Origin of the sequence: Fusibacter ferrireducens, assembly GCF_015352425.1 — a bacterium.
Lineage (GTDB): Bacteria > Bacillota > Clostridia > Peptostreptococcales > Acidaminobacteraceae > Fusibacter_A > Fusibacter_A ferrireducens.
Genome location: NZ_JADKNH010000017.1, coordinates 17,447 through 43,566, shown reverse-complemented (window position 1 = coordinate 43,566; position 26,120 = coordinate 17,447). Strand labels below are relative to the sequence as shown.

19 protein-coding genes are annotated in these 26,120 nt (G+C 38.1%); 5 read left to right on the top strand and 14 right to left on the bottom strand.

Going from position 1 to position 26,120, the window contains the following annotated elements:
- Positions 1-5 precede the first annotated feature (5 nt).
- The 5 genes from nikB to ISU02_RS20815 all read right to left on the bottom strand — a co-directional run bounded on the left by nikB (position 6) and on the right by ISU02_RS20815 (position 7,875).
- The gene (gene nikB, locus ISU02_RS20835; RefSeq protein ID WP_194703783.1) at positions 6-932 is read right to left on the bottom strand and encodes a nickel ABC transporter permease; all 927 of its coding nucleotides are present in this window, start codon (positions 930-932) and stop codon (positions 6-8) included.
- Between the two features lie 211 nt (positions 933-1,143).
- The gene (locus ISU02_RS20830; RefSeq protein WP_194703782.1) at positions 1,144-2,757 is read right to left on the bottom strand and encodes an ABC transporter substrate-binding protein; all 1,614 of its coding nucleotides are present in this window, start codon (positions 2,755-2,757) and stop codon (positions 1,144-1,146) included.
- Between the two features lie 240 nt (positions 2,758-2,997).
- Positions 2,998-4,335, bottom strand: a complete 1,338-nt coding sequence (locus ISU02_RS20825; protein WP_194703781.1) for an amidohydrolase — start codon at positions 4,333-4,335, stop codon at positions 2,998-3,000.
- Between the two features lie 24 nt (positions 4,336-4,359).
- Positions 4,360-5,745, bottom strand: a complete 1,386-nt coding sequence (locus tag ISU02_RS20820; protein ID WP_194703780.1) for an amidohydrolase — start codon at positions 5,743-5,745, stop codon at positions 4,360-4,362.
- 165 nt (positions 5,746-5,910) lie between these two features.
- Positions 5,911-7,875, bottom strand: coding sequence for an alpha/beta hydrolase family protein (locus ISU02_RS20815; protein ID WP_194703779.1), 1,965 nt, complete (start codon positions 7,873-7,875; stop codon positions 5,911-5,913).
- Positions 7,876-8,205: 330 nt separating this feature from the next.
- Here ISU02_RS20815 and ISU02_RS20810 point away from each other — a divergent pair, with 330 nt between their 5' ends.
- From ISU02_RS20810 to ISU02_RS20795, 4 genes are read left to right on the top strand one after another with little or no spacing between them, the layout of a single operon-like run.
- Positions 8,206-8,643, top strand: a complete 438-nt coding sequence (locus ISU02_RS20810) for a MarR family winged helix-turn-helix transcriptional regulator (RefSeq protein WP_194703778.1) — start codon at positions 8,206-8,208, stop codon at positions 8,641-8,643.
- A 13-nt stretch (positions 8,644-8,656) separates the two neighbouring features.
- Positions 8,657-9,277, top strand: a complete 621-nt coding sequence (locus ISU02_RS20805) for a cytidylate kinase-like family protein (RefSeq protein ID WP_194703777.1) — start codon at positions 8,657-8,659, stop codon at positions 9,275-9,277.
- Positions 9,274-10,608, top strand: a complete 1,335-nt coding sequence (locus ISU02_RS20800; RefSeq protein ID WP_194703776.1) for an MATE family efflux transporter — start codon at positions 9,274-9,276, stop codon at positions 10,606-10,608. Before ISU02_RS20805 ends, ISU02_RS20800 begins: the two co-directional genes overlap by 4 nt.
- Before the next feature lie 18 nt (positions 10,609-10,626).
- Positions 10,627-11,139 (top strand): GNAT family N-acetyltransferase, encoded by a 513-nt coding sequence (locus ISU02_RS20795; protein WP_194703775.1) that lies wholly within the window; start codon positions 10,627-10,629, stop codon positions 11,137-11,139.
- Positions 11,140-11,324: 185 nt separating this feature from the next.
- On the opposite strand, the gene ISU02_RS20790 is transcribed toward ISU02_RS20795, so the two are convergent.
- The 6 genes from ISU02_RS20790 to ISU02_RS20765 all read right to left on the bottom strand — a co-directional run bounded on the left by ISU02_RS20790 (position 11,325) and on the right by ISU02_RS20765 (position 18,785).
- Entirely contained in the window at positions 11,325-11,810 is a 486-nt protein-coding gene (locus ISU02_RS20790) for a PTS sugar transporter subunit IIA (RefSeq protein ID WP_194703774.1), read from the bottom strand.
- A gap of 23 nt (positions 11,811-11,833) precedes the next feature.
- Positions 11,834-13,282 carry a glycoside hydrolase family 1 protein gene (locus tag ISU02_RS20785; RefSeq protein WP_194703773.1) on the bottom strand — a complete coding sequence of 483 codons (1,449 nt, stop codon included), beginning with the start codon at positions 13,280-13,282 and terminating at the stop codon, positions 11,834-11,836.
- A gap of 15 nt (positions 13,283-13,297) precedes the next feature.
- On the bottom strand, positions 13,298-14,683 hold the full coding sequence (locus tag ISU02_RS20780; protein WP_194703772.1) for a PTS transporter subunit EIIC: 1,386 nt from the start codon (positions 14,681-14,683) through the stop codon (positions 13,298-13,300).
- 179 nt (positions 14,684-14,862) lie between these two features.
- Positions 14,863-15,696, bottom strand: coding sequence for a PRD domain-containing protein (locus ISU02_RS20775; protein ID WP_194703771.1), 834 nt, complete (start codon positions 15,694-15,696; stop codon positions 14,863-14,865).
- Between the two features lie 299 nt (positions 15,697-15,995).
- The gene (locus ISU02_RS20770) at positions 15,996-17,363 is read right to left on the bottom strand and encodes a serine hydrolase domain-containing protein (protein ID WP_194703770.1); all 1,368 of its coding nucleotides are present in this window, start codon (positions 17,361-17,363) and stop codon (positions 15,996-15,998) included.
- A 75-nt stretch (positions 17,364-17,438) separates the two neighbouring features.
- Entirely contained in the window at positions 17,439-18,785 is a 1,347-nt protein-coding gene (locus ISU02_RS20765; RefSeq protein ID WP_194703769.1) for a CapA family protein, read from the bottom strand.
- A gap of 403 nt (positions 18,786-19,188) precedes the next feature.
- On the opposite strand from ISU02_RS20765, the gene ISU02_RS20760 reads away from it, so the two are divergent.
- Positions 19,189-20,112, top strand: coding sequence for a LysR family transcriptional regulator (locus ISU02_RS20760; RefSeq protein ID WP_194703768.1), 924 nt, complete (start codon positions 19,189-19,191; stop codon positions 20,110-20,112).
- A gap of 276 nt (positions 20,113-20,388) precedes the next feature.
- Here ISU02_RS20760 and ISU02_RS20755 read toward each other — a convergent pair whose 3' ends face one another.
- The 3 genes from ISU02_RS20755 to ISU02_RS20745 all read right to left on the bottom strand — a co-directional run bounded on the left by ISU02_RS20755 (position 20,389) and on the right by ISU02_RS20745 (position 26,107).
- On the bottom strand, positions 20,389-22,419 hold the full coding sequence (locus ISU02_RS20755) for a M56 family metallopeptidase (protein WP_194703767.1): 2,031 nt from the start codon (positions 22,417-22,419) through the stop codon (positions 20,389-20,391).
- Positions 22,420-22,433: 14 nt separating this feature from the next.
- Positions 22,434-22,796, bottom strand: coding sequence for a BlaI/MecI/CopY family transcriptional regulator (locus ISU02_RS20750; RefSeq protein WP_194703766.1), 363 nt, complete (start codon positions 22,794-22,796; stop codon positions 22,434-22,436).
- Positions 22,797-23,083: 287 nt separating this feature from the next.
- Positions 23,084-26,107 carry a hypothetical protein gene (locus ISU02_RS20745; protein WP_194703765.1) on the bottom strand — a complete coding sequence of 1,008 codons (3,024 nt, stop codon included), beginning with the start codon at positions 26,105-26,107 and terminating at the stop codon, positions 23,084-23,086.
- Positions 26,108-26,120 lie beyond the last annotated feature (13 nt).

Below are 26,120 nucleotides of genomic sequence, written 5' to 3'. Positions count from 1 at the left end.
CTCCTTTAAGAGTATTGGTTTTTAATACGTGGATCAACAAAAGCATAAATAATATCAACGATTAGATTTACAATTGAAAACGCCACGGTAAATACGATGATACAGCCTAAAACCATTGGAATATCTCTACCCTGTATGGACTGTATCATTAACCTTCCAATACCTGGAAGTCCAAAAACTGTTTCTGTGAGAACAGATCCCCCTAATAGAGTACCGATTTGAAGTCCCGCAACTGTAATCGTCGGTATCAATGCATTTCTGAGAGCATGCTTTGTAATAATTCTCTTATATGGTACCCCTTTGCTTCTCGCCGTTCTGATATAATCTTGGCGAATAACTTCAAGCATTGAAGATCGGGTAACTCTTGCAATAGCAGCCATACTTAAAAATCCTAAAGTAACGCCAGGCAAAATGAACGATTGCCAAGTCGAAGCCCCTGAAACTGGAAACCAGCCCAGCTTAAGAGAGAAGAACAATAATAGCATGAGTCCAAGCCAAAAGACGGGAATTGAAACCCCTAATAAGGCAATAAACATTGTCAAACTATCAAGCCACGTATTTTGCTTAACAGCAGCCAAAATCCCCAAAGGGATTGAAAGAATAATGGCGATTAAAATAGCGATTACTGCCAATTTTGCCGTTGTCGGTAGTCTTGCACCAATTTCTTCTGCCACACCGACTTTGGTTTTATAAGAGGTTCCCATGTCGCCCCTTAACAGACCCAAAAAGTAATTTTTATATTGAATTAGAACATTATCATTTAAACCTAATTCTTCTCTTAATTCTTCTATGGCTTCAGGACTTGCCTGCTCTCCAAGGATTGATTTAACCGGATCTCCAGGTGCCATATTCATAATCAAAAAGACTATGAAAGTAACTCCTATAATGACGGGAATAAGAGAGATAAAACGTCTAAATATGTACTTCCACATAAGCCCTCCTTGTATAACGCTTTTAAATATTGGTACACACTCTGAACTGTTTTCACTTAACAAACATAAAAAATTAAACCCATAATAACAAATAAATAATAGCAAATAATATAAAGAATTTCATAAGAAAAAGCTACTTCATCAATGCACATAAAAGAACATTGATGAAATAGCATAAAAAACTATAATTTATTGTCTATCATTTTAATAGCTATTTCCAACTCCACTCTTGAACTCTAAAAGATCCACCTGCAGTTATAAAAGTATTATCTAAGTTTGCTTTGTGCGCACTGATTATATAATTTTGATATAACGGCATTTGGTATGCCTCTTGGTTTAATATTTTAGAAGCTTCTTCAAGGATCAATCGACGCTCTTCTTGATCAACAGCTTTAGATGCTTTTCCTATTAGTTCGTCAATTTCAGGGTTATTTGTTCTTGTTTTGTTAGATGCATTTATATTTTCTGAATGGTATACGCCTTTTAGGAAACTTACCATATCATTCGTTGTATAGCCACCGATAAATCCAGTAAAATTACCAGCTGCTGTTTCTGATAAATAAGTTGCTAAGTCCATTGAACTCAAGTTAGCTTCGATACCAATTTCTTTTAAATTAGCTTGTATAACTTCTCCAGCTCTTCTCTTTGTATCGTTTGAACAAATGATATCGAGTTTAATTGTAGAAGGATCACCGCCCCAAGCTGCCATATGCGCTTTAGCTGCTTCTAAATCATAGTTATCAAAACCTTCAGGAGAGAAGCCCAATAAGCCTTCAGGTGTTTGTCCACCAGCTGGAATCCCTGCGCCATTTAAAGCAACTGTGATGACATCTGCTCTGTTGATAGCGCTGCAAAGTGCTTTTCTTACATCAAGGTTATCAAAAGGTTCTTTTTCATTGTTAACTGTAAGCCAGTTATGAGAAACACTTGGAACTTCTAAGACAGATACGTCTGGATTTGCTTTAAGACTGTCTAGAGAAGTTGAATCCAATTCGATGATATAATCGATTTCACCAGATTCTAATGCAATTGTACGTGAAGAACCTTCAGGTATAATTTTCCATACAATATTTTTTATCTTTGGTGCACGATTCGGATCAAAGTATTCTTCGTTTGCAGTAAACTTAAGTTCTTCACCTCTTGTCCACTCTACAAATTTATAAGCGCCTGTACCAATAGGATTTGTGTTGAAATCATTCCCAGCATCGATCAATGCCTTTGGTCTGATCATGTTCCCATGATGGCTTAAATCATAAAGTAATGCAGAAGAAGCACCATCCGTATATATTTTGAATGTTAAATCATTCACTTTTTCAACATCCACTACTGAAGTCGTATAAGTTCTTACCTCTGGTTTTGTTTTTGCATCTAATAAAGTCGCAATAACATCATCTGATGTAAGAACACTGCCGTCATGAAACTTAACCCCCTCTTTAAGTGTCATAACCCAGATGCTTTTTTCCCCATTTGCATCTTCTTCAATCGTGTATTCCTTAACAAGTTCTGGAATAGGGTTCAAATTATTATCTAATCGGAACAACCCATTGTACATCAATTGATTTACATAGTCTCCAGCAACAGCATTATGCCCTGTTGCAGATAAAGAAGGGGTTTCATCAGCTGTGGCAATTACAACTGTATCTTTATCTATAGCAGGCCCCGCTTTAACATTGTCAGATGCCGCTTTCTCTCCACTGCTGCTTTCACTGCCAGCTGGTTGTGCACTAGAAGACTCCTCCTTGCCAGAATTAGAGCATCCAATGATCGATACTGCTAATGATAAAATAACAAGCATGATCAACAAAGTTCTTTTAGTTTTAAACATAATCCACCTCTTTCATTTTTTTTGGTTCTTTTTTATAATATTTCTGTAATTATTATATAATCGTAATATCTACAGGTCAACTAATTCTTTTGAGCCCCGTAATAAATCTATATTTTTAAAATAATCTCAATGCTTAGTATATCAACATCTATGGAGGTTAAGCCTCTCTCTATAACGTCTGCAAATAATATATTATATACTGTGTTTTCCAATGAGATGCCAATAACATATCTGTTCAATTTATTTGAATTGTTCACCTATGCTGCCCCAATTTTTTAAGTATTCAGCCTTCGTGTATACCGGTTCAAATGCTTCAACGACCCTTTCCGCTTCTTGTGCCTCATTATATAAGAGATCGATGACACATAAAGTTAAAGCCTTTGCCGCACCAAGATAAGCTAATTCTCTGTCCACAAGGCGATAGTCATCTGAATGGAAGTTTCCAGAAGCACCTCCAATTCGAGCATGTATTGTGGGGACTATACTTGCAACATCACCGACATCCGAACTCCCACAACTGTGCTCTCCATGCTTTCTCACATTTGCTTCACCTAATAGTTGCTTTAAATTTTGATACATAATCTCTTGTAAATTTTCATTCGGCTTAATGGGAAAATAGCCTGGAAGCGTGTTTACAATGCATTTTGCCCCCATGGCATCTGCACCTGCATGCCATGATCTGGTCACTTTTTCTGTTGCACTTAAAATAGCCTCTACGTTAGCTCCGCGGACATAGTTTTCTAACCGCACATCGGAAGGAATGACATTTACCAGATCACCACCTCGTGTAATAATGGGATGTACTCTAATATAATCTTTCTCTCTGAAAGTTTCTCTTTGAGCATTGATGGCGGTCAAAGCAATCATCGCCGCATTGAGCGCATTCACACCTGCATGTGGTGCCGACCCTGCATGGGCTTCTTTCCCAATAAATTGAATTTCCTGCCCTACAAAACCGTTGGCAGAATATCCTGCTTCTGCTTTAATCCCGCTGTCGCCTTCGTTTTCGCTGGAAAACGTATGTTGCATAATCGCTACATCGACGTCATCAAAAGCACCTAGTTTGATAAATTCCTGTTTGCCACCTATGAAACTAATGGCACCACTTTGAATCAATTCATTTCTATAACCTATTTCAACAAATTCTTCTGCAGGAATTGCCATTATACTCACATCTCCTGATAAGCTTTCCATGATGTCAGTCTCTTTTAAAGCATAGGCAACCCCTATTATCCCTGCAATCATGCAATTATGCCCACAGCAGTGTGCAGCGCCTGTTTTGGGGTCACTATCAGGATGCTTTGGGGATATAACCGAATCCAGTTCCCCCATTACGGCCACATTGTACTTGGCACTCTTGCCCTTAATCTTCCCCTTTAACCCCGTGATACCAATCTTGTCCTCATAGGGTATCCCCATGGACTCAAAAACCTGCTTGACCTTCTCAGCTGTCTTAAATTCCTTATACCCCAATTCTGGCTCATTGTAAATGGAATCCCCTATGCTCAGAATAGTTTCCCTTCTCTTATCGATCGCATCCAATGCAATCTTTTTTAATACATCTTTTTCTATCTTCATTATAAACGCTCCTGTCATTTGGTTTTATTTAGGCAACGGGATAGTGATTTCATCTGTCATAGGGCACCTATAGGTTTTTCCATGCATAACCTCATCAAACTCTAACTTTGCCTCTTGGATAATCTTTGGATTTTCTATAGCTTTAATACCGGCAATCGCCATGACCTTTGCAGCCATGATCATGCCCTTTTCACCAATTGAACTGCCTGAACTTGCGGTAATTTGCCAACTGTGACCTGCTGCGCCTATATTATTTGTCGCAGTGGTAAACATAACACCAGGGACGATGTGTTGAACATCACCCACATCTGTTGAACCGTAGCCATTTTCATCTACAATAGCTTCAATTTCACTGTGGATGTGCATGCCTTCTGGAATCTTGCCAGAGCTAACCAGTTTATCATAATTGGCACTTACCTTGTTTAAGGCTTCTGCAAATTGAATTTCTGACTCAGTCCAATCTGGTGCGCCCACTTCTTGCATCGTCTCGTGAATAAGGTTCACAAGTACTTTGTTTTGCAGTGTGTTATAACATCCACCTAAAAATTCTATTCCAACTTCAGTTTCAGTCATCATAGCAGCACCTTTGGCAACTTTAAGCAGTCTATTGTAGGTCTCAACGACAACTTCTCTGGATAAGGCCCTTACAAAATACCATGACGAAGCCTTATCTGGGACTATATTAGGAGCGACACCACCTTCTATTGTAATATAGTGAATACGCACATCATCAGTGACATGTTCTCTCAGGTATTGCGTGCCAACATTCATCAATTCAAGTGCATCTAATGCACTGCGACCATTCTGAGGATCGCCTCCAGCATGAGCGGTTTGACCTTTAAAATGAAATTTTACCGTATTGAGCCCCGTGTTAACGCCTGTTGTCACCTTGTTTTTTGAACCTGGATGCCAAGCCAAGGCAATGTCTAGCTCTTTAAAAGCGCCACCGCGCGCCATAAAGCCTTTCCCAGTGAGCACTTCTTCCGCTGGACACCCATAGTAAATGATGGTGCCCTTGAGTTTCTTCTCTTCCATTTCTTTTTTCATGCCCAACACCGCACCCACATGAGCAACACCAAGCAGGTTATGACCACAACCTTGACCAGGTGCATCTGCAATTATAGGCTCTTTGATTGTCGAGATTTTTTGACTCATGCCCGGCAGCGCATCATACTCTCCTAAAAACCCGATTATAGGTTTTCCACTGCCCCATGTTGCTTTAATTGCAGTTGGAAGTCCCACATACTTCCGCTCCACTTCAAATCCCTGGGCTTCTAAAAAATCAGCTGTCCACTGAGATGCTTTCACCTCGTTGTAAGCCGTTTCTGGATTTTCCCAAATCTTCTTTGCAAGATCATAAAGTGGTGTTTTCATTTCTTCAATACCTTTTTGGGCTAATATCCCTGTCATTTTAATGCCTCCATTTTCCGAATCTTTGTTATGTCTCCCCCATTTGAAAGAACTATATTAAAAAAACAACCTTGCTTACAAATCAATTTTAAACAAGGTTGCTCTCGGGTTACCGATATAACCCGAATAAAAATTGAAGATTTTTCATGTATTATATACTTTTAGCTATTTTAAATACCGATCAAACCATTCCGTTATCTCTTTAAGCCTTCTGATTCTGTGCTTTGGTTTGCCAGATCTGCTGAGTTCATGATTTTCTTCTCTGAATAGACAGAGTCTGGATTCTACACCGTGATATTTTAATGCGGTGAACATCTGAAGGCCTTCTGCCATCCAGCATCTATAATCTTCTTCCGAGTGTATGAACAGTGTAGGTGTTTTAACTTTGTCAGCAAATTTTAAAGGGGATTGATCCCAAAGGTTTTGCATGTCCGTCCAAGGCGTTGAAGCTTGTTGATCCGCAACAAAGTAGTAACCAATATCCGTTGTGCAAAACTTGGAGATCCAATTAGAAATACTTCTTTGAGATACAGCTGCCTTAAACCTATCCGTATGCCCAATGATCCAATTGGTCATATAACCGCCGTAAGAACCGCCTGTGACACCCAATCTATTTTTATCGATAAATGCATATTGATCCAATATAGCGTCTGTGAATTGCATGATATCCTTATAGTCTATATCTCCAAATCTACCTCTTATATCAGAGAACTCATTGCCTCTGCCATCGCTGCCTCGTGGATTACAGAAGAAGACCGCATAGCCTTCATTTGCCCAATATTGCATCTCATGGAAAAAAACTGCGCCATATGCGGCCTTAGGCCCACCATGTATATTTAATATGCCCGGATATTTTTTATTTTCATCAAATGATACCGGCTTCATCAACCAGCCTTCTATTGTAATGCCCTCATCCGTTTTAATGACCAACTTTTCAGGTGTAGATATTTTTTTGGTTTCTACTACCCACTGATTAAATTGCGTTAACTGAGTCTCTTTTTGATCCTCAAACTTATAGAGTTCTTGAAGTTTATTGCCTCTCAAACCTATGAAGGCAATTTGCCCTTTGAAGACATCAAATCCATCCACTGCCCCTGTTTCTTTGGTGACTCTTTCACAATTGCCATCACGATCTATTCTATTGATATAGGAGCTGTCATGTTCTGTTGTTGTGAAATAGAGGTATTTATCCTCTGTTTTGATATTGCTGTAACTGCCATATCTCGTGTCAGAACCCACAGTATTTCTAAGGCTATAATCTAAAGTTGCATCGGTTAAAGCCTTAATTTCTCCAGTGCCATTTAATAGATAAATAAGATCATTTTTATTGATCCCAAAACCTTCCATATCAGAACCTGCGAAAATAATATCATCTTTTATAAAATCGACAAAGCTATACTTAAAGGTTTCTGGCATTGACAGATCTTTCAGACGCTCTGCCTCTATGGTGTATTCATATAGTCCAGAGCCGAGCTCCATCTTATCTTTAAATGTATTCCCAATGAAAACCACTTTAGACTTATCTGGTTTCAATGTGAAATACTCTACATTTGTGTAGGTTTCTGTAATGGGTTTCAGTGTATTCGCTTTTTTATTAAAAATATACAATCGGTTTCTCTTCTTGTTAGAATATCCCTTGCCGTTTTGCCAGAAGGGTATTTCATCTATGACTTCATAGTCTTTTTCATCATTGGAAAGACTGTCTAGAACTGGGGCATTAACATCATACAATGCCTTAACGATAAAAGTATCATCATCTATACGCTCTATTTCTGAAACATTTAAGCCAATCTCAAATACCTTTTGGGCTTCTCCACCTTCTATGGATATTTCATAATAACAAGTTAATTGTTCGCCATTTGTTTTTCTCTCTTGATCGACTTTGTCCCTTAAAGATGAAAAAAGTACAGTTTTGTCATCTTTAAATATAAACTGACTTTCTTTATCCCCTGAAGTGAGTTTGAAAGTTTTATCTTTATCTAAGTTGTAAATATAGATATTGGATAGATATCTGTTATTTTTTTCGTCCATTTCATGAAGCACGAAGCCTATATTTTTGCCATCTGGTGCATATTTTACGCCGGATAAAGACTTGTACTTGATCATGTCTTTTAATTCAATTTTCTCCATAATAGCCCTCACTTTTTGATTTATGTTTGATTGCATCATTTGACATTAATGTGAAATATTAAGGCTTTAAGCCTGTTTGATTTCAACCTTAATGGCTCAATATGTATTTTGATAATTCTGATTTATCTATCAATTCTATAGTATCATATCTTATTCTGATTACAAGGTACTTATATTCTATTGACACATTTATTCTATCAGCTCAGTTATTTCATCAAAATTTTTTTATAAGCCAAGTATATTAAGTTGTTTATATTTTGAGAATGCTATTGACAATAGTACGATTCCGTACTATTGTAAAAGTACTAAATCATACTTAGAGGTGCAATTATGAATCTTAAACAATCTGAAACAATCCATCGAATCAATTATTTGACTTCGGAAATGGAAGCACTATATCATCAAGCCTCTTTGAAGCTTGGTATTACAGATAGCGTTTCTATCATCTTATATACTATTTTGGATACAGGTGAAAATTGTTTACTCAGCGATATCTATAAGAAATCTGGCATTAGCAAACAAACTGTGAACTCAGCTATTCGAGGTTTGGAAGCTGATGATATTCTATACCTAGAAAAACACACAGGCAGAACAAAAAAAATTATCTTAACAGAAAAAGGAAAGGACTTTATGAATAAGACTGTGACCAAGCTTTACAAAGCAGAAGTACGGACTTTTGAATCTTGGTCAACAGAGGAGATCAACACGTACATCCACCTCATGGAGAAATACACAAATTGTTTTCGTGAGCAAGTTAGTAATTTATAGAAGGAGAAAACCCATGAAAATTATTACCATCAGTCGTGAATTTGGCTCTGGAGGGCGTGAACTTGGAAAGCGTCTTTCAGATATTATGAACTTTGACTACTACGACAGCGAGATTATTACTGCTGTTGCTAAAAATAGTGAATGTGATGCGAATTATATAGAGGAGAAGTTAAATCACCACAGTTTACAAAATTTTCCCATTTCTTTTCGAAATACAATCGCTTCTACAGCATATATGCAATCCAGCAAGGTGCCTTTTCTACTTGAGCAAAGAAAAGTAATTGAGGGCATTGCCCTCTTAGGTAAGGATTGTATCATTGTAGGCAGAAATGCTGATGTGATCTTAGGGCAATATAAGCCATTCAATATTTTTGTCTGTGCCACTATGGAGGCAAAGATAAAACGTTGCTTTGAACGTGCTTCAGAAAATGAACAACTTACAGAAAAAGAGCTCATCCAAGAGATGAAGGTAATTGATAAGATTCGCTCGCAGACAAGGGATATCCTTTCGAGCGCCACTTGGGGAAGACGTGATGCGTATCACTTAACAATCAACACAAGCGATTGGTCTATTAAAGATTTGACACCAGCTGTTGCAGACTTTGCAACGTTTTGGTTTGGGAAAAGAATATGAGGATACAGCTTTCAGATCGCTTTACCTATGGTAAATTGATAAAATTTACATTGCCATCTATTGCCATGATGATTTTTACATCCATTTACAGTGTGATAGACGGTTTTTTTGTCTCTAATTTTGCAGGTAAGATCGCATTTTCAGCAGTCAATTTGATCATGCCCTTTTTAATGATCGTGGCAACTGTTGGCTTCATGTTTGGTACTGGAGGGACTGCCATTGTCGCCAATACATTTGGGGCTGGTGATAAGGAAAAGGCCAATAGATATTTTTCCTTGTTTGTATATGTGGCTTTTGCACTTGGCGTCCTATTCGCTATATTAGGATTTGTATTTATTCGTCCAATTGCCACACTTCTCGGCGCAAAAGGCGACCTTCTCAGTCATTGTATTGTTTACGGTCGAATCATTCTTGTGACATTGCCGTTTTTTGTTTTACAACTTCTCTTTCAGAGTTTTTTAGTAGCCGCAGAAAAACCTCGACTCGGTCTTTTAGTCACAGGCGCAGCCGGTGTGACCAATATGATTTTAGATGCTGCTTTGGTCATTCTTCTGCCACTGGAATATAAGTTGGCAGGGGCAGCGATCGCCACAGCTTTTAGCCAGTTTATAGGCGGTGTTATTCCTCTGATCTATTTTTTAAGAAAAAATAACAGCATTCTTCGCCTTGGCAAAACTCACTTTGATGGCAAAGCACTTTTAAAAGCCTGTACCAATGGCTCTTCTGAATTTATGAGCAATGTCTCCATGAGTATCGTGGGAATGCTCTATAATATACAGCTTTTGAAATTTGCTGGAGAAAACGGTGTGGCAGCCTACGGTGTCATGATGTATGTCAGCATGATTTTCTCAGCTACATTTATAGGCTACTCTATTGGAGTCGCCCCTATAATTGCTTATCACAATGGCGCAAGAAATCACGATGAACTCAGAAGCCTTTTAAAAAAGAGCTTTTACCTACTTGGTATTAGCGGACTCGTTATGGTAACTGCTGCACAGTTGCTTGCAGGCTCTTTGACACAAATATTTGTGGGTTACGACAAAGCATTGGCCACCCTGACCGTTTCTGGATTTCGCATCTTTGCGCTTGCATTTCCTTTCATGGGATTTGCTATTTTCGGCTCAAGCTTTTTTACCGCTTTAAATGACGGTCTAACCTCTGCTCTAATTTCCTTTTTACGGACGTTGGTATTCCAAATCAGCGCCGTTTTGATTCTCCCAATCATATGGGGAATTAATGGCATTTGGGTTTCCATTGTTGTAGCAGAAGTGATGGCAGTCGTGTTTACATTAATATTCCTTATTGTAAAGCAAAAAAAATATCATTATTGAACAAAAGGAGCACCTTATATGAATTTTAAATTATTACCTGTCAATCAAGAAGATTTGGCAGAATATAAAAGGGATATGCAAGAGGCCTTCCAAAACGGAGCTGCTGGGTCAACAACTGATTTGGACATAGAGATACTTCCTGAAGAGGATATTAATCTGGTATTGTCAAAAAAAGAGACATTTGCATACAAAGCAGTTGTAGATTCAAAAATGGTTGGAGGGGCTATCGTTGAAATTGATGAAGAAACAAAGCACAATCATCTTGATTTTCTCTATGTAAAATACGGCATGCAGAGTCACGGTGTAGGACAAGCCATTTGGAAAGAAGTAGAAAAGCTCTACCCCGATACAGAGGTTTGGGAAACCGTTACCCCTTATTTTGAAAAGCGAAATATTCATTTTTATGTAAATCGCTGTGGTTTTCACATCGTGGAATTCTATAATTCTCAGCACAAAGACCCTCATACACCTGAGGAAATGACAGATGAAGATGATTTCTTCCGTTTTGAAAAGAAAATGAGCCCGCTTTAAAAGATTGTATTCATTTTTTTCAATCTTTTATTCAATCAAATTGAAAAAGGATTCTTGTAAATAATGCCTTTTCCCATGCACATTTACAAGAATCCTTTCTTTCAATTAAATAATTCTGACTTTAGAGTAATTTATTTGATGTTAAAGTTATTTATTTCGAGCTCATAGTTTATGCCTTAACCAAACTATACAATCTGCATCATTATATCATCTATCTTTTTGCCTTCTTCTAATACTTGAATCGATTCAAATTGATCGCTGTTTGTAACGATAACCACCGTTGTCGATCTGTATCCTGCCGCTTTTATGGCCTCAATAGGAAAGGATATGAGTTTTTGTCCACGTGTGATACTTTCTCCTGCTTTTACGAACATCTCAAAGCCTTCACCTTTCATTTCAACCGTATCGATGCCCACATGGATGATCATTTCGATACCGCTCTTGCTTTCAAGCCCCAATGCATGTTTCGTTTCTGCAACATAAATAATTTTACCATCGCAAGGTGCATATACCACATTGTCCTCTGGCTCAATTCCGGCACCTAATCCAAGAAGTCCTTCAGAAAACACGCCATCTGCAAGCTCTTTTAAGGGTATTACTTTGCCCGCAACAGGCATATATATTTCTTGATTGCGATTCAATTTGCTTTTTAACTTATCTAATAATCCCATGTTGTCTCCTTCTATCTGCTATATTAATCAAGGTCTTTGCCATTGGATGCAATCACCTTTTTATACCAGTAAAAAGAATCTTTGCGCCATCTGTCAAGGCTTCCATTGCCTTCATTGTCCTTATCAACATAGATAAAACCATATCTTTTTTTCATTTCTCCAGTTGAAATACTGACTAAATCAATACATCCCCAAGGTGTGAAACCCATTAAATCTACACCATCTTTAATGGCCTCTTCCATCTGTTTGATATGCTCTCTCAAATAATCAATTCGATAGGAATCGTGAATGACATTGCCAGCTTCCACCACGTCAACTGCACCCAATCCATTTTCAACAACCATCATTGGGATCTGATAACGTCCATACAACTCATTGAGCAGGTAACGGAGACCCTTTGGATCAATTTGCCATCCCCAATCGCTTGCTTTTAAATAAGGATTTTTCACGCCCATAATGACATTGCCTGAGGCTTTTTTAGCTTCTTCATCTGCTGTTGTGCATGTGCTCATATAATAGCTAAAACTATAGAAGTCCACCGTGCCCTGTTTTAATACTTCCACATCTCCATCTTCCATGTCAATAGAGATGCCGCCCATCTCTTCAAGCATGCGCTTAGTATAGTATGGATATTCGCCTCGCACTTGCACATCGCCACAGAAATAGTTCATTCTCATTTCTTGCTGAGCTAATACAACATCCTCTGGGTTGCAAGTATAGGGATAAATCGCCCCGCCTGCAACCATACAACCTATCTTGAACTCAGGATTGATTTCATGACCAAGAACAACTGCTTTAGCACTGGCAACAAACTGATGATGCGTCGCTTGGAACCTGTTCTGCTTCTGCTCTTTCGTAGCCACCGAATTGAAATCCTGTAAAGGACTGTCTTCACTTGGGATACCCCCAGATAGAATATCGCCGACTCCCATTACCATGCAATTTATTTCGTTAAAAGTGAGCCAATAGGTCACCAAATCTTTGTACTCTTTAAATACAGTCTCACAAAAATTTAAATAGAAATCAATACAGTCTCGACTTAACCATCCACCATACTGCTTCATTAGGTGATATGGAATCTCATAATGTGAAATTGTTACCAAAGGCTCCATACCATACTTCTTACATTCTTCAAAAACGGCCCTGTAAAAATCCAGACCTTTTTGATTTGGTTTATCTTCATCACCTTTTGGAAAGATTCTCGTCCAATTTAGAGACAAGCGAAATACTTTAAAGCCCATTTCAGCAAATAATGCAATGTCCTCTTTGTATCTATGATAAAAGTCAATGGCTTCATGTGACGGATAATTGTTTTCACTGCTGATCACATTTGTAAAATAACGTGGTGTGCTTACAGTGCCTGCTGTGATGTGGTCACAAACGCTTTCGCCTTTTCCGCCTTCATTCCAGCCACCTTCAAACTGATTGGCTGCTGTGGCGCCACCCCACAAAAAATTCTTTGGAAAACTCATGCTTATGCCTCCTAATTACTGATAGATACTCTCACCTTTATAAACAATCAACGTGGTTACAAAGGTTATAACGACGCCTAAAATAATACTGATCACCATAAATATAAAATTAGAACTTGTTGGCCCTACAAAACCTGCTATACCAAGGAGCCCGGCACTCCCCCCTAAACTGTACATATACACTTTCATTAAACCTGCAAAAGCAGCTGAACAAAAATTGCCAAACATAGCAGCATACAAAGGCTTCTTTAATTTCATGTTGATACCAAACATAGCGGGTTCTGTCACACCGCCGAAAATTGCGGTGATTGCACTGGAACTTGCCGTTGTTCTGGTTTCTTTATCTTTACATTTGAATGCAACCGCAGCAGCTGCCGCACCTTGATTGATATTGGATAAAACATTTGCAGTTGCAACGATAGGTTCATAACCAAGCGTTACTAAAGAATGGAACATGTACGGGAATAATGCGCCATGCATGCCTGTTAAAATTAAAAGCGGATAAATCGTTGCTAGTACTGCCACACCAAAGAATCCAGTAGTATTATATAACCACATGATCGCTGCCGCTAAATAATTCCCGAAAAAAGCACCTGCTGGCCCTATTAATCCAAGCGTTAACGGTAACATAACCAATATAGTTCCAAGCGGCACGATAATTGCTTTTATGGATTCTGGTGCTATTTTCTTAAAGAATTTTTCCACATGCGACATCACATAAACTGCCATGATAATTGGAAAAATAGTGCTTGCATAATTTGATGCGTACACGGGAATTCCAAAAATACTCATTGGTATGGCACCGGCTACATTGGCTACCATAGTAGGATGTATCATAATAGCGCCAAGAAGCATACCCAGTCCCATATTGGCCTTGAATTTGTTTGCAGCTGTCGCCCCTAAAAACACAGGCAGAAAATAGAAACCTGCATCCGATGCAAAAGTAAGGACTGCATGTGTTTGCATATCTGGTGTCAAAATGCCTGTCAACTCACATAGAATGATGACAACCTTTAACATACCTGCACCGATGATCGCAGGGAGTAGAGGTATTAAGCTCCCTGTGATCCCATCAATAATGCCTGCAAAGCTGATTTTTTTCTTACCCTTATCCAAATTTTCGTTAATGGCTTTTTCAGCTCGAATACCCGCTTTTTCGGCAACCATACCATACACTTCGCCAACAGATTGTCCAATGATAATTTGCAATTGTTCGTTGGACCACTGTGCCCCAACCACACCTTGCAGTCTTTTGATTTCATCTAAATTGACGATGCTTTTATCCTTTAATTCAAGTCTAAGACGTGTCATACAGTGCCCCAAGAAACTGATATTATCCTTTCCCCCAACCAATACGAGCACTTTCGAAGCTAACGCTTCAAATTTCTCTTTCTTTGTCATTTTTTTCCTCCTCATTTTTATTGCAACAATAATTGTGTTTTAAACCAATTATTGATTTGCCCTGATCCATTAATCCATGCGATTAGCAACATTTGTGTTGCCTTAACAAAAAAAACCGAGGAAACGTACAATAATCGTACGCTTACCCTCGGTTATGCCTCCATGACGAGTAACAATCCTCAGATGGATATATTATTTTTTAAAATGCGCTTGATGTGTATCATCAAATATAAAATCTCGTCCTCAGTGCTCTTTGATTTCAATCTTTCGTCGATGATTTCAGCAATATGCATTGCACATTCAAAGACTTCTGGACTTTCACTTTTTACAGCTTTAAACAATGCACTATTATCATCCACAAATTGCTTTTTTTCTTCAATGCGTTTCATATAATATCTTAGATGCATCACAAAGCGGTTATAATTAAAACCTTTTCGATCAATTTCCACTTGAAAGATGGCCTCGATTTCATTCGTGATATGCTGTATGATTTCATCCATATTCACATCAGAAGATGAGGTCACATGTTCCTCTTCTGCATTGACAAAATGCATCGCAATATTGGTGATCTCACTCTCTGGTAATTTGACAAAAAGATTCTTTTCAATGACTTTAACGGCGTATCGCGCCAGTTCAGTTTCCTTTGGATACAGTTGCTCAATATCATAGGAAAATAACATTTTCATTTTCTTATATTTTTTCATTCGAGCTAATGCAAAATTAATGTGGTCGGCAAGTCCTGGTAGTAGGTTTGGATTCAATTTACAATCTAAAGTTCTCTGTGCTTTTTTCACAATTATGGCAGAGACCTCAAAAATTTCGGGTGGGATTTCTTCTAATAACTTGTAATAGCTTCGATCCATCTTATAAAACGTCATTGAAATCAGACTTAAATCTGTGATTTTATAAGGTACTGCTGGAAACCCTAAGCCCTTCCCAAAGGCAACCAGCTCTTTCTTGTTATCGTCCTCGCATATTACAACATTATTATTAATTTTCTTAATAGCTTTCATGATCTACCCCCACATGATTGTATATAAGAAACAAAAAACTCTCTAAAACATACCACAAAAAAAACAGGTAATGCCTCAAAGAGTAACAATCCATACTATGCGACCAGTATAGACGAAAATATGTCTTCTGTCAATCTACTAATTTCATAAAATGCTAATTTTAGAATTCATCTTTAATGTCATTTTGTGCAATTTCAAGCGATTATCCCTCCAGAATCCAGTGATAAAAAATATTTTGAACATAGATCATTTTTGCCCCTGCAATCATGTAAAATTTACCTTCTTCAGATTGTATTTATTCAAAATACCGTTATTATTTTAAATACGCCTATGAGTATCAAATACAACTGAAGCGCAAACAGAGCATGGGCAAAACCTGCTGCGAACTGAAATAAAGGCTTCCAGCTTGCTTTAAATAGTCTAGGGATAATCACCAGCAAAATTAAGGGGATCAGAAGGTTAACAATCACAACTAAAGGCATATATGTTTGTGAACTGCTCAAGAGCATACATCCATACAATGTTAATAGTGCAAACAACATTCCAAATATCACATTGGTTTTTTTATGAAATCCTTTCCCTCTGTCGATAATAGGTGCCATTGTGTTTTCTCCTGTCAGTGCATTTACGATCTTAGACTGAATGCGATCATATACAATGGTTTCCCCGTTTCCGAAGTTGCCTTTTACAAAAGCGCCTGATATGTTGTCATTAATATTGTACAGAATTGCAATACCAAGCCCTCTGGAAGGGATTAGCATCATGTTAGCATGATAATTCTCTGCACTTCCACCATGATGTACGAGCTCATCATAATCGAACCAGCCTAGTCCGTAATGATCACTCGCTTTTGATGATTTTGTGTGGAGCGTGCATATAGCACTCTCCGACAAGATTCTTGAATTGTTATAACAACCACCATTCAAGTTTGCAATCAAGTATTTTGCCATATCCTCAGCACAGGATACAATATATCCTGCTGGTATGATTTCAGGATGAAAGTCATAAGCCGTCTGACGCAATAAACCTAAAACTGGCTGATAGCCCTTTTCCAAACCATAGTTCAATGCCTTCTGGTACTCGGCAAAAGTACACTTCATATCCAATGGCTCGAATATATTCTGAACCAAATAAGCTTCATAAGACATACCGGATACGACTTCAACAATTGCCCCAAGTAACACATAATTAAGATTGGAGTATTCAAAGGATGCACCGGGTTTTCTGCTCAATCTGAAATGATGTAATTTTTTTATAAACTGTGATAAGCGGCCACCGGCTTTCTCATTAAATACTTTCATGCCTTCATAAGTTGAAAAGCCACTGGTATGATCAAGGAGCTGACGAATAGTGACTTCATCAGCATCTTTTATCGATCCAAACTCAGGCAAGTATTTCAAGACTGGATCATCAATATTTAAAACGCCAGCTTCTGACATTTGCATGATTGCCATAGCGGTAAATGATTTACTGGAGGAACCAATAATAAATGCGGTTTTTTCTGTGACTTTATCGCCTGCATCGTTTATCTTCCCAAAGCCCTTTAAATAGATTGGCTCTGAGCCTGATACAATGGCAATCGCCAAACCGGGAATTTGCATTGCCTGCATTTCTTCCTGAATGATTTGATCTATAATCTCTGTATCCAAAAAACTGTTCATAGGCATCTTCATCTCCTCTACTATGAATCCTTACTATTACTCGTACTCCATATTGCTGGCACTCGCGATTACTGTCGCCTGCTACACTCTCCAGCTATCTCCTAAAATCAAATCTGCGTATGCATTGATTTCTTTTACATACGCCTTTGTCTCGCTATCCAACGCCATTGCATTTAAGTCTCGTAAAGGTATAAGGACTGCATGTGGATTTCCATTTTCAAGAGCTCTCATAAAAGCTACAGGTGTCAACTCTACAGCTGTAATTAAGGTTTGATGCACGCCATTCAACTCGCCTTGAGAGATGGTCAAATTCGCAATAAGACTTAAAACCGTCGCAGCAGAACCATATGCTGGTGTTAAATTGCCTAAACTATATAGAATTGGGACCAGTTGATCAGGCCGACTTTCAGGCTTGTACATCTCGTAGGGCTGACATACATGAGGATGATGACATATAATTGCGTCAGCACCAAGTTCTGCAAATTTATGAGCCCATTCTAATTGATCTGGATGAGGATAAAACTCGTGTTCAAGCCCCCAATGCAAAGTCACCACCACCAGATCACAGCCTGCATTTTTGGCTTCTTTTATCTGATATTCTATTCTTGAAGTATCCACATCTTTTACCATATGAAATGGTGTGATATCACATAGCCATGCTTTTTCATCAGGTAATTTTTTACCATTTAAGCTGAAAGTATGTGTTACCCATCCTATTTTAACTTCGTCCATCATCGTGTAAGTAACACGGTTTGCATCCGATTCATTTTCATAGACACCTAAAAAAGCAATATCATCACATTTCAATTGATCCATCGTAATTCTGGCACCTTCTTCACCACAATCCATAATGTGATTATTGGCGATCTGAACGGCATTGAACTTGTACTCTTTATGTTTCACCAATGCATCGTATTGAGGCTTGGTAATATTAATATGCGGTGTCTCACCTGTCTCTTTAACCGAAAATGCCTTGGGTGCCTCTTTTGATAGCGTGGACTCGAGATTGGCATAAGCAAAATCACTTTTGAAAATCAATGATTCTACATGATCATACAGAATATCTTTAGATGCCTCAATATGCTTGGCAAACATCAAGTCTCCAGAAGCACTTAATTTATACTCTTTTCTCTTAATAAAATTTTCCGGTTGCCACGACTGTTTAGACTTTTTGAAAGGCTCGAAATAGGCTTCAAGATTGTGCCCCTTCATCCCCTTCTTTATTGGGTTTCTGCCCTTATGCAACCAGTATGCTGCAAACTCAATGTTACTAGGATCAAAAATCATGTCTTCCGGTGTCGACCATTGCCCCTCTGACAGCTTTTTTTCAATAATGGATTCAACCATTTTTAAAACTTCTGGCGACATGGCACTCGCCATATAATCCAAGTTACGTGGCAAATCAATTGGTTTATAATTTCTACTCATCACTTTTCAGCTCCTTTATGCTCGATTCTTCTAAATGCTCATATTCTTCTAAATGCTCATGGTCATATCTGCGTATAAATGATTTGCCGTAAACGATCATCTCTACTTGAAATTTTTTTCACTTTCTCAGTGATGCTCATTATATCGTCCCCCTTTAAAATACCATGCTATTTAATGGGCCTTCGCTTTGTGTCCCTATATTTAGTATATTCTTACGTTCATTTGATTTGTAATATATATTATTTATGCTTAGACATAATAATCCTTTATGTTCCTGAAATCTCTATTTTAAGATATTAAAACAATTCACATTGATTCATTACCTTCTGTATGATGATTTTATTTTTTTTAAAATTGCATTATAATAATGTCAATATAGCATTTATCGATGAGGAGGCTTTCCATGACTTTAGATCAAATCTATTACTTTACTGAAATTGCAAAGACCGGTTCAATGAGTCAAGTCGCAAGGAATTTACACATCTCTCAACCCAATATCAGCATGACCATTGGCGTTCTTGAAAAAGAGCTCGGCTATACGCTCTTTAACAGAATGCCCAAAGGCGTTGAGCTCACCAGGCAAGGGGCAGAATTTTTACATCATGCTGAATTGATTATTTCCAACATAGAAGAGATGCGCAACATTCGTCAGACAAACAAGGATAGCTCTATTGACTTTTCTGTATCTGCTCAATTTTCTTCTGCATGTGTTTACCCCCTTATTGAAATGCTCCACCTATTTGAAAAAGAAAAGAAAACTTTCTCCATACGACAAAATCCATTTTTTGATGTTGTTGAGGATGTTAAAAGCGGCCATTCTAATCTGGGCATTCTCAATATCTCTGCCGAACAAGAGAATTTTATTAAGATACTTCTAGCGAAAAATGGACTCGAATTCGTATTAATTACAGATACTCAAATGTCCATTGGACTCGCCGAAGGACACCCGCTTTATGATTGTCCTCAAATTGCCCTGTCTGACTTAAAAGCCTACCCACTCGTACTTGTCGAACACTCAGTCAAAGACTACTTAAGTGTTGAGACTATAAAACAACTGGAAACGGAATCCTTTAAAACAAAAATCTTTGTTCAAGATATGCTTCTTTTCTATCAATTGCTAGATACCGTTCACGGCGTCACTTTTGTTGCAATCAGTAAAAACCATGACATCACTCATATTTTTGACAAATATCATATGAACTTAAAATTAATTCCTCTTGCGGAACCTGTAATCATCAAAATGGGGTATATTAAACAAAAATCACGTCCTTTGAATTTTGCAGAGCAACATTTTGTGGACTCTCTGTATCATTTTCTAAATGATTAGATTATGGTATCATAGGTTTAACTGAGCAGAACTCGCCTCAACTTATAACATCTTTATACGTAGAAGAGGCTAAAGAATATCCCCTATTCTTTAGCCTCCACCCATATGTTTTTTAAATTTTAACTATTTTATCATTTTCCTTCATTGCTAATTTGATTCATTTTCATCTGCATTTTTACTTTCAAAATAATCATCCATTTCGACTTTGCAAATTCTAAGCATATATTCTGAATACCATGTTTCTTTGCATTTTTCTTTTGCGCACCAATATGTCATCTAGGGCTGTACAGGGAAATCAACCTCCTTTACAGCACCATCAATATATAAAGCTTTTCCATCATAAACTAATTTGCCTAAAGGTTCCTCTCTTCTTTTCCCGATATTAAGCATCACGCTATATATATTCACCCCATCGGATTCCGCTTCAAATTCAATGCCCTCGTTGTCGTTATAAAAAGTATAAGCATACGACTGATGATTTTGCAAATCGTATAAAGATAGACTATGATACAGCAATCCAGAACCCAGATTTGAATGGCATAAAATCTCGTCATTGCCATCTCGGTTTAGATCTGTAATAAAAAACTGTTGTACACTCATCCCATTTAACATGGCAACGACCTCATCACCTTCTAAAACTGCAATACTGTCTATCCAAGCATAGGATAGCTGGACGCGCACCAATGCAATGTCGCGATCATCCTCTTTATAAATTAGAGCACATTCCAACTGATCTTTTGATACGTCATGAATCCCATTCACTTGCATATATTTTTTAATACGATCATGAACCGCCTGATCAACGGGTTGTACCTCAATATCGGCCAGTGCATAGGTTTCCAACTTAACAGGACTCTCGTCTGGCAGAAACATCACAAGCTCAAATTCACCTTTGCCCACAGGTGCAACACTGGAAACCAGCATTTTGAAAACATCTTCCGAACGCGTTTCCAAGTTATCTGTCAAAAGCAGTGAGCCAAACTCTGGCGCTTCTTTATCTTGCGCGATCTTAATATAATGATATCCAAAGGCTTCAATAGAATCTGCTCTGCTATCAAACAAGTAATACTGCCCTTCATAATAGCATAAATCCTGAAAAAACATGTCTCTTTTATGGTCATCCATGAACATCACAAAACGAACTCTATAGGCTTCATCCTGATTCGCCTTATCATGAAATGTATTCACGAGTTCTAAAATGGCCTCAGTTGACATTTCGTATGCCTCAATACAGCCATCGGCTAATGCCTCCTCATAGGTATAACCTTGAGGCATACTGTCAAATCCGGTATACAAGGCTCTACCATCTTTTTCGTAGGCAATTTCACTGTGCATCACATGATAATCGGTATTTTCAACGGACACATCCGCAGAGCCACACGATGTGAGCAGTCCAACTGCCAATAGTAAATACAAGATGCTTAAAGCGACCATCATCCGCTTTGATATCCGTTGATAAAACACAATTGCATGGATACGAGTTTCAAGTCCTGTGCCACTAAAAGCAGTGATGAAGCTTTGCAATTGTTCATTTGCTTCCACTAAGGCAATGGCATACTCTTTTTTGGACGCTCTTGATAAACCTTTAATAACGGTTTCATCACAAGCGAGTTCTACATCTCTTGAAAAAGTTATCATCATCCACCAAGCCAATGGATTAAACCAATGGACCACAGTGGTTAATGTGATCAAAAGTTTCCACAGATTATCTTTCCGTTTAATATGTGTATGCTCATGTAATAAGACGACGTTTTCGATTGCCTCACTACAATTAACAGGCAAGACTATCTCAGGTCTAAAAACCCCAATCACCACCGGCGAATGCAATTTGGAGGACTTAAACACATCCATCCCTTGATAAGTTTTATAAAAAGTCTTGTTTAAGCCCAGCCTAAATTTGAGCATACTTATGCCAATCAATATGCCGAAGAATATGAAGCCGCAGGCCCATAAGATGCCCATCCGCTGAAATACAATCTCCAGTTTTGAGTTCTCAAATGTCAGAGGTTCATAATTTTCTGCCAACTGCACCGTGTTCGTGAATAAGAATGTAGGCGCCACAGGCATTTCTGAAACTTTTACTTCCACGGTTTCTATAAACGGATTTGCCAAAGCTGTGACAATGCTGAAATCACTATGAATCGCAAAAGGTATCATCAAGCGGATCACCACGAATCCCCACAGTAAGAGTATCAGATTTTTAGGCAACCACTTCTTGAAAACCACACGCAAAAACCATACAAGCCCCATGACCAAAACACCCAATATACTCATGTTCAGTATGTAATAAATAGCTTCACTTAGCATCTTGTGCCCTCCAGTTACAATTTCTTATCAATTATGTTTCGTAAACTTTTTAGCTCTTCCTTAGTCAGCTGCTCATCTTCAATAAATTTGCTCACCAATAATTGAGATGACCCTTCATACAATTTATCGACCAGTCTTTTTGCTTCTTTGATTTGAACTTGCTCCTTGGATATAAGTGGAACACATATAAAATTAGGTTCCTTTCTCAAAACAGCCTCTTTCTTGATAAGCTTTTTCAAAATCGTATAAGTTGTATTTTTGTTCCATTCATACCGCTCAAAAGCAATCAGACTTACATCCTTTGCTTTTAGGTCCCCTTCTTGCCATAAAATCTCCATGATCTTTAATTCAGAATCGAATAATATCAACTCACTCATTTATAAAACCTCCAGACTATTATAAAAGCATTCAAACTGTTATAAAAACATTTAAACTATCGAAACAGACTATTGCAGTAGTATACTTTTATAATTAAACTACCACTATAGTCTGACTATGTCAACACTTTCTAAGTCATTAAACTTATTCTGAAGAAACTTATATGTCGTGTGTGCATATTTAAAGGGATTATCTATAAAAACACATTAGATAATCCCTTAATCTTTTCCTTTTTAACGAAACCATAGACGCATGATTTTGTTTTCTGTCCTATTCATTTTTCTATCTAATGATTTGCGTTAAAGGTCCCTAAACTGCCTACATTTGTCGCCGTAAGCGTTTCAGTGATACTGCCATCACTGCCGTAGTGATTCGTACTTAACGTATCACCACTGAGAGTGCCAATACTTGTGATATTGCCGCTTTGTACTTGACAAAGCGTTACGACTTCAAATTTATTATTTCCAGGGCTATTTTTGCCAACACTCATGGTCATTGGCTCTACTCTATCGTAATGTAGCCCAGTCCCAGCTGTTTCTGTGTCAATAATCGGATCACCCATCAAATTAATGCCGCTGTAATTAAATACCACAATACTTTGAGGGCGCTCACTTATTAGGACGCCATCCTTCGCCACCATAATTCTTTCTTCTTTATCTTCGCTGTTATAGTCCATTTGAATCGAAAGACTTCTGGCATTGTCATTTGCTTTCACCTGTCGTATGCTCCCATCGTCATAATACATGATATAAATACTATACGTCTTATTGTCCAATGCAAGTTCAAAATTCTTATAACCATTAGCTTCATTTATGAGTTTAAGCTCGGATTCATGTGTGAACATATAGTCCATAACTGACCGGCCATAATCTATATTATCAGTTGCCGCATGCAGCATTCGATTTGCTTCATCCCCCAGTTTGTCATAAAAGAGTTCCAGATCATGTTCATAATACTTCACAACGAAGTCTTGTAGGACTGACTTCTCCTCTTCCAGCTCACCTTCCACAGTGACATTCACCTCATCTGTATAGGATTGGTTGCCCTCTTCATAGTTGACAGTCAGCCTTATTGTATCCACACCAGGCACCGCAGGTGTATACAGTCCAGTTTCGTCAATAGAGCCTTGATCGGCCTGCCAGATCACCTCATCTGGAATTAAATAAGTCTCTCCATCATTATCATAACTGTAGCTGAACTTGTAAGCTTCATCCATGTTCAACGTCACAGCTCTATCGTCTATCTTCACTGCAATTGAAATCACATCAGAATATCGATAGGTCAGCTTTTGCCCCATGTCAAGGATATAAATGTATTCGTCCTTAACCGATTCAATCCCCTTTTTGTCCACAATTAGAGTCCTGAGATGAATCTTATCTTCCATATTGGGATCTGACGGCAATAACTTATAGAGCCTTGCCTTAAATGTCACGCTCTTATTTTTATAGGCTTCGTCGAATATGATGGTATCATTTACAATCACCTGTGTATGACATTTTTGAAGATCATAAGCATCACTGTCCAGCGTCACTTCAATTTCGCCGATCTTGTTGATGTTATCTCTATAGAACAGTCGAGACATGAAAATTTCATACTCAATCTGCCTCATTCTGGTGTAGTTCATGTATCTATCCAGTACTCTCATCACAAGCGGTCTGAAATACAGGTGCTTGTACTCTCGCTGAATGCCAATTTGTACCGTTGAGGATATCTTAGCAGGCAGATCGAACTTATCCCTAAACAGTTCATTTTCACTTGACCAAAATTCCAGTAAATACTGATCGATCTCATAGTCCAACAATTTAAAGGCATGATAGATATTTTCATCTGGCTTGAGCTCTTTTTTCATGATCTCCTCAAACCGAAAATGCCAATAGGATTCAGGTCTTGAATCCGAACCGTTGTAATAGACACTATAGGCCTCTTTAATCGCTTCATTTGTCAGGAACTTATCGTATTCTGAAAACCTGTCAAATGTAAAAATCCAACACGATGTGATGAATCCAACCGGTCCTGAAATAGCTCCCCCTCCTGCATCCGCCAATGCTTTTAGACTCTCATAAATCACCTTGTCATAATTGGCTTTCTTAAATTCATCGTAAATGATGACTGTGCCAAGGACATTGGATGCCAGCGAAAGACCTGCCGTGGTGCCCTTAAGCGAATTTCTAAGCGTTTGGCCGCTGTATTCAGTTGCGGTTTCCACAAGCATGTGATTGTTGAAGTTGCTGAAATAGGCCACATCAATCTCTTTTGCCTTTACAATATCTGCGTAGTCGATACCTATATCACATAACTTTACAAAGAGTTCTGGCTGTGTATATTGAGACTTCACTTTTCTAATCGTGCTCATTGCAGAATCCATTGCCGTAACTTCTTTCTTAGGATTTTTCTTGGCGTCTTCAATCAGTTCAAAGGACTGCCTTAAATCCTCTGGAGATACGTCAGAAGCATAAATCCCCGTCTTGCGCTTATAGACAAATGTTGGCTCAGTCAAAGGCTTTAAAAGCTCATCTTGCTCAATAATCTCTCTTTTAAACGACTTGAACTCTGTAAAGTGATTAGTCAGAATCACTGTTTTGCCAATATCCAAATCATAATAGTAGGCAACATCTTGCCACTGATCCTCTTCTGGATCATAGAACTTATACGATTTTCCCTCCAGTTCTTTCAGTGTTAAATCCAACGTCATTTGGATATAGTCTGGCAACATATGAATCGATTCGCCAGCTTCATCCATCAGGGTAAACGCATAGCCATCCGTCTGATCGCTATACTCTAAAGTGTCTACTTTCAGCGTATAATCCTCACGCCCAAAGTAAGGAGGGATGATTAAATCCACATGAGTCAAATCCACAACTTGCTCTTCACCAGTGCTTAAGAGCTGAACTTCTTCAGTCAAAATGACATTTGATCCAATCTGACTACCCCATTGATAATACGCACTTAAAGGCATTGAATAGCTGTAAAACAAAATGCCACCAAATCCTGCCCACAAAAGTAAAATTTTAAGCCATTTCATGCGCTTAAAGATCAATATTAAAGCATATGTCACAATAAATAAAATCAAAAAATCGAAAAATAGAGCCACAAAGGTTGCATCCACATTCATTGAAATCGAATCATTAAATATGCCTTTGCTTAATTTATGAATGCCAATGATCTCATTAAATCTATAGAATACAGGCAACACCTTATTGGGCAATATTATAAATACGCCTATAAGCCCACAAATTATCCAAAAATAAAGCCATCCAAGTAGTGACTTCACTTTATGCTTTGTCTTTGCTTCAACTTTCTTTTCCTCCATATTGGCACCTCCA

What these genes read in the sequence shown, in the direction of transcription:
- ISU02_RS20800 (WP_194703776.1), top strand. Translation starts at nt 9,274, where the DNA reads ATGAGGATACAGCTTTCAGATCGCTTTACCTATGGTAAATTGATAAAA.
- ISU02_RS20760 (WP_194703768.1), top strand. Translation starts at nt 19,189, where the DNA reads ATGACTTTAGATCAAATCTATTACTTTACTGAAATTGCAAAGACCGGT.
- ISU02_RS20780 (WP_194703772.1), bottom strand. Translation starts at nt 14,683, where the DNA reads ATGACAAAGAAAGAGAAATTTGAAGCGTTAGCTTCGAAAGTGCTCGTA.
- nikB (WP_194703783.1), bottom strand. Translation starts at nt 932, where the DNA reads ATGTGGAAGTACATATTTAGACGTTTTATCTCTCTTATTCCCGTCATT.
- ISU02_RS20830 (WP_194703782.1), bottom strand. Translation starts at nt 2,757, where the DNA reads ATGTTTAAAACTAAAAGAACTTTGTTGATCATGCTTGTTATTTTATCA.
- ISU02_RS20770 (WP_194703770.1), bottom strand. Translation starts at nt 17,363, where the DNA reads ATGCCTATGAACAGTTTTTTGGATACAGAGATTATAGATCAAATCATT.
- ISU02_RS20805 (WP_194703777.1), top strand. Translation starts at nt 8,657, where the DNA reads ATGAAAATTATTACCATCAGTCGTGAATTTGGCTCTGGAGGGCGTGAA.
- ISU02_RS20795 (WP_194703775.1), top strand. Translation starts at nt 10,627, where the DNA reads ATGAATTTTAAATTATTACCTGTCAATCAAGAAGATTTGGCAGAATAT.
- ISU02_RS20820 (WP_194703780.1), bottom strand. Translation starts at nt 5,745, where the DNA reads ATGACAGGGATATTAGCCCAAAAAGGTATTGAAGAAATGAAAACACCA.
- ISU02_RS20790 (WP_194703774.1), bottom strand. Translation starts at nt 11,810, where the DNA reads ATGGGATTATTAGATAAGTTAAAAAGCAAATTGAATCGCAATCAAGAA.
- ISU02_RS20775 (WP_194703771.1), bottom strand. Translation starts at nt 15,696, where the DNA reads ATGAAAGCTATTAAGAAAATTAATAATAATGTTGTAATATGCGAGGAC.
- ISU02_RS20750 (WP_194703766.1), bottom strand. Translation starts at nt 22,796, where the DNA reads ATGAGTGAGTTGATATTATTCGATTCTGAATTAAAGATCATGGAGATT.
- ISU02_RS20825 (WP_194703781.1), bottom strand. Translation starts at nt 4,335, where the DNA reads ATGAAGATAGAAAAAGATGTATTAAAAAAGATTGCATTGGATGCGATC.
- ISU02_RS20745 (WP_194703765.1), bottom strand. Translation starts at nt 26,107, where the DNA reads ATGGAGGAAAAGAAAGTTGAAGCAAAGACAAAGCATAAAGTGAAGTCA.
- ISU02_RS20765 (WP_194703769.1), bottom strand. Translation starts at nt 18,785, where the DNA reads ATGAGTAGAAATTATAAACCAATTGATTTGCCACGTAACTTGGATTAT.
- ISU02_RS20815 (WP_194703779.1), bottom strand. Translation starts at nt 7,875, where the DNA reads ATGGAGAAAATTGAATTAAAAGACATGATCAAGTACAAGTCTTTATCC.
- ISU02_RS20810 (WP_194703778.1), top strand. Translation starts at nt 8,206, where the DNA reads ATGAATCTTAAACAATCTGAAACAATCCATCGAATCAATTATTTGACT.
- ISU02_RS20785 (WP_194703773.1), bottom strand. Translation starts at nt 13,282, where the DNA reads ATGAGTTTTCCAAAGAATTTTTTGTGGGGTGGCGCCACAGCAGCCAAT.
- ISU02_RS20755 (WP_194703767.1), bottom strand. Translation starts at nt 22,419, where the DNA reads ATGCTAAGTGAAGCTATTTATTACATACTGAACATGAGTATATTGGGT.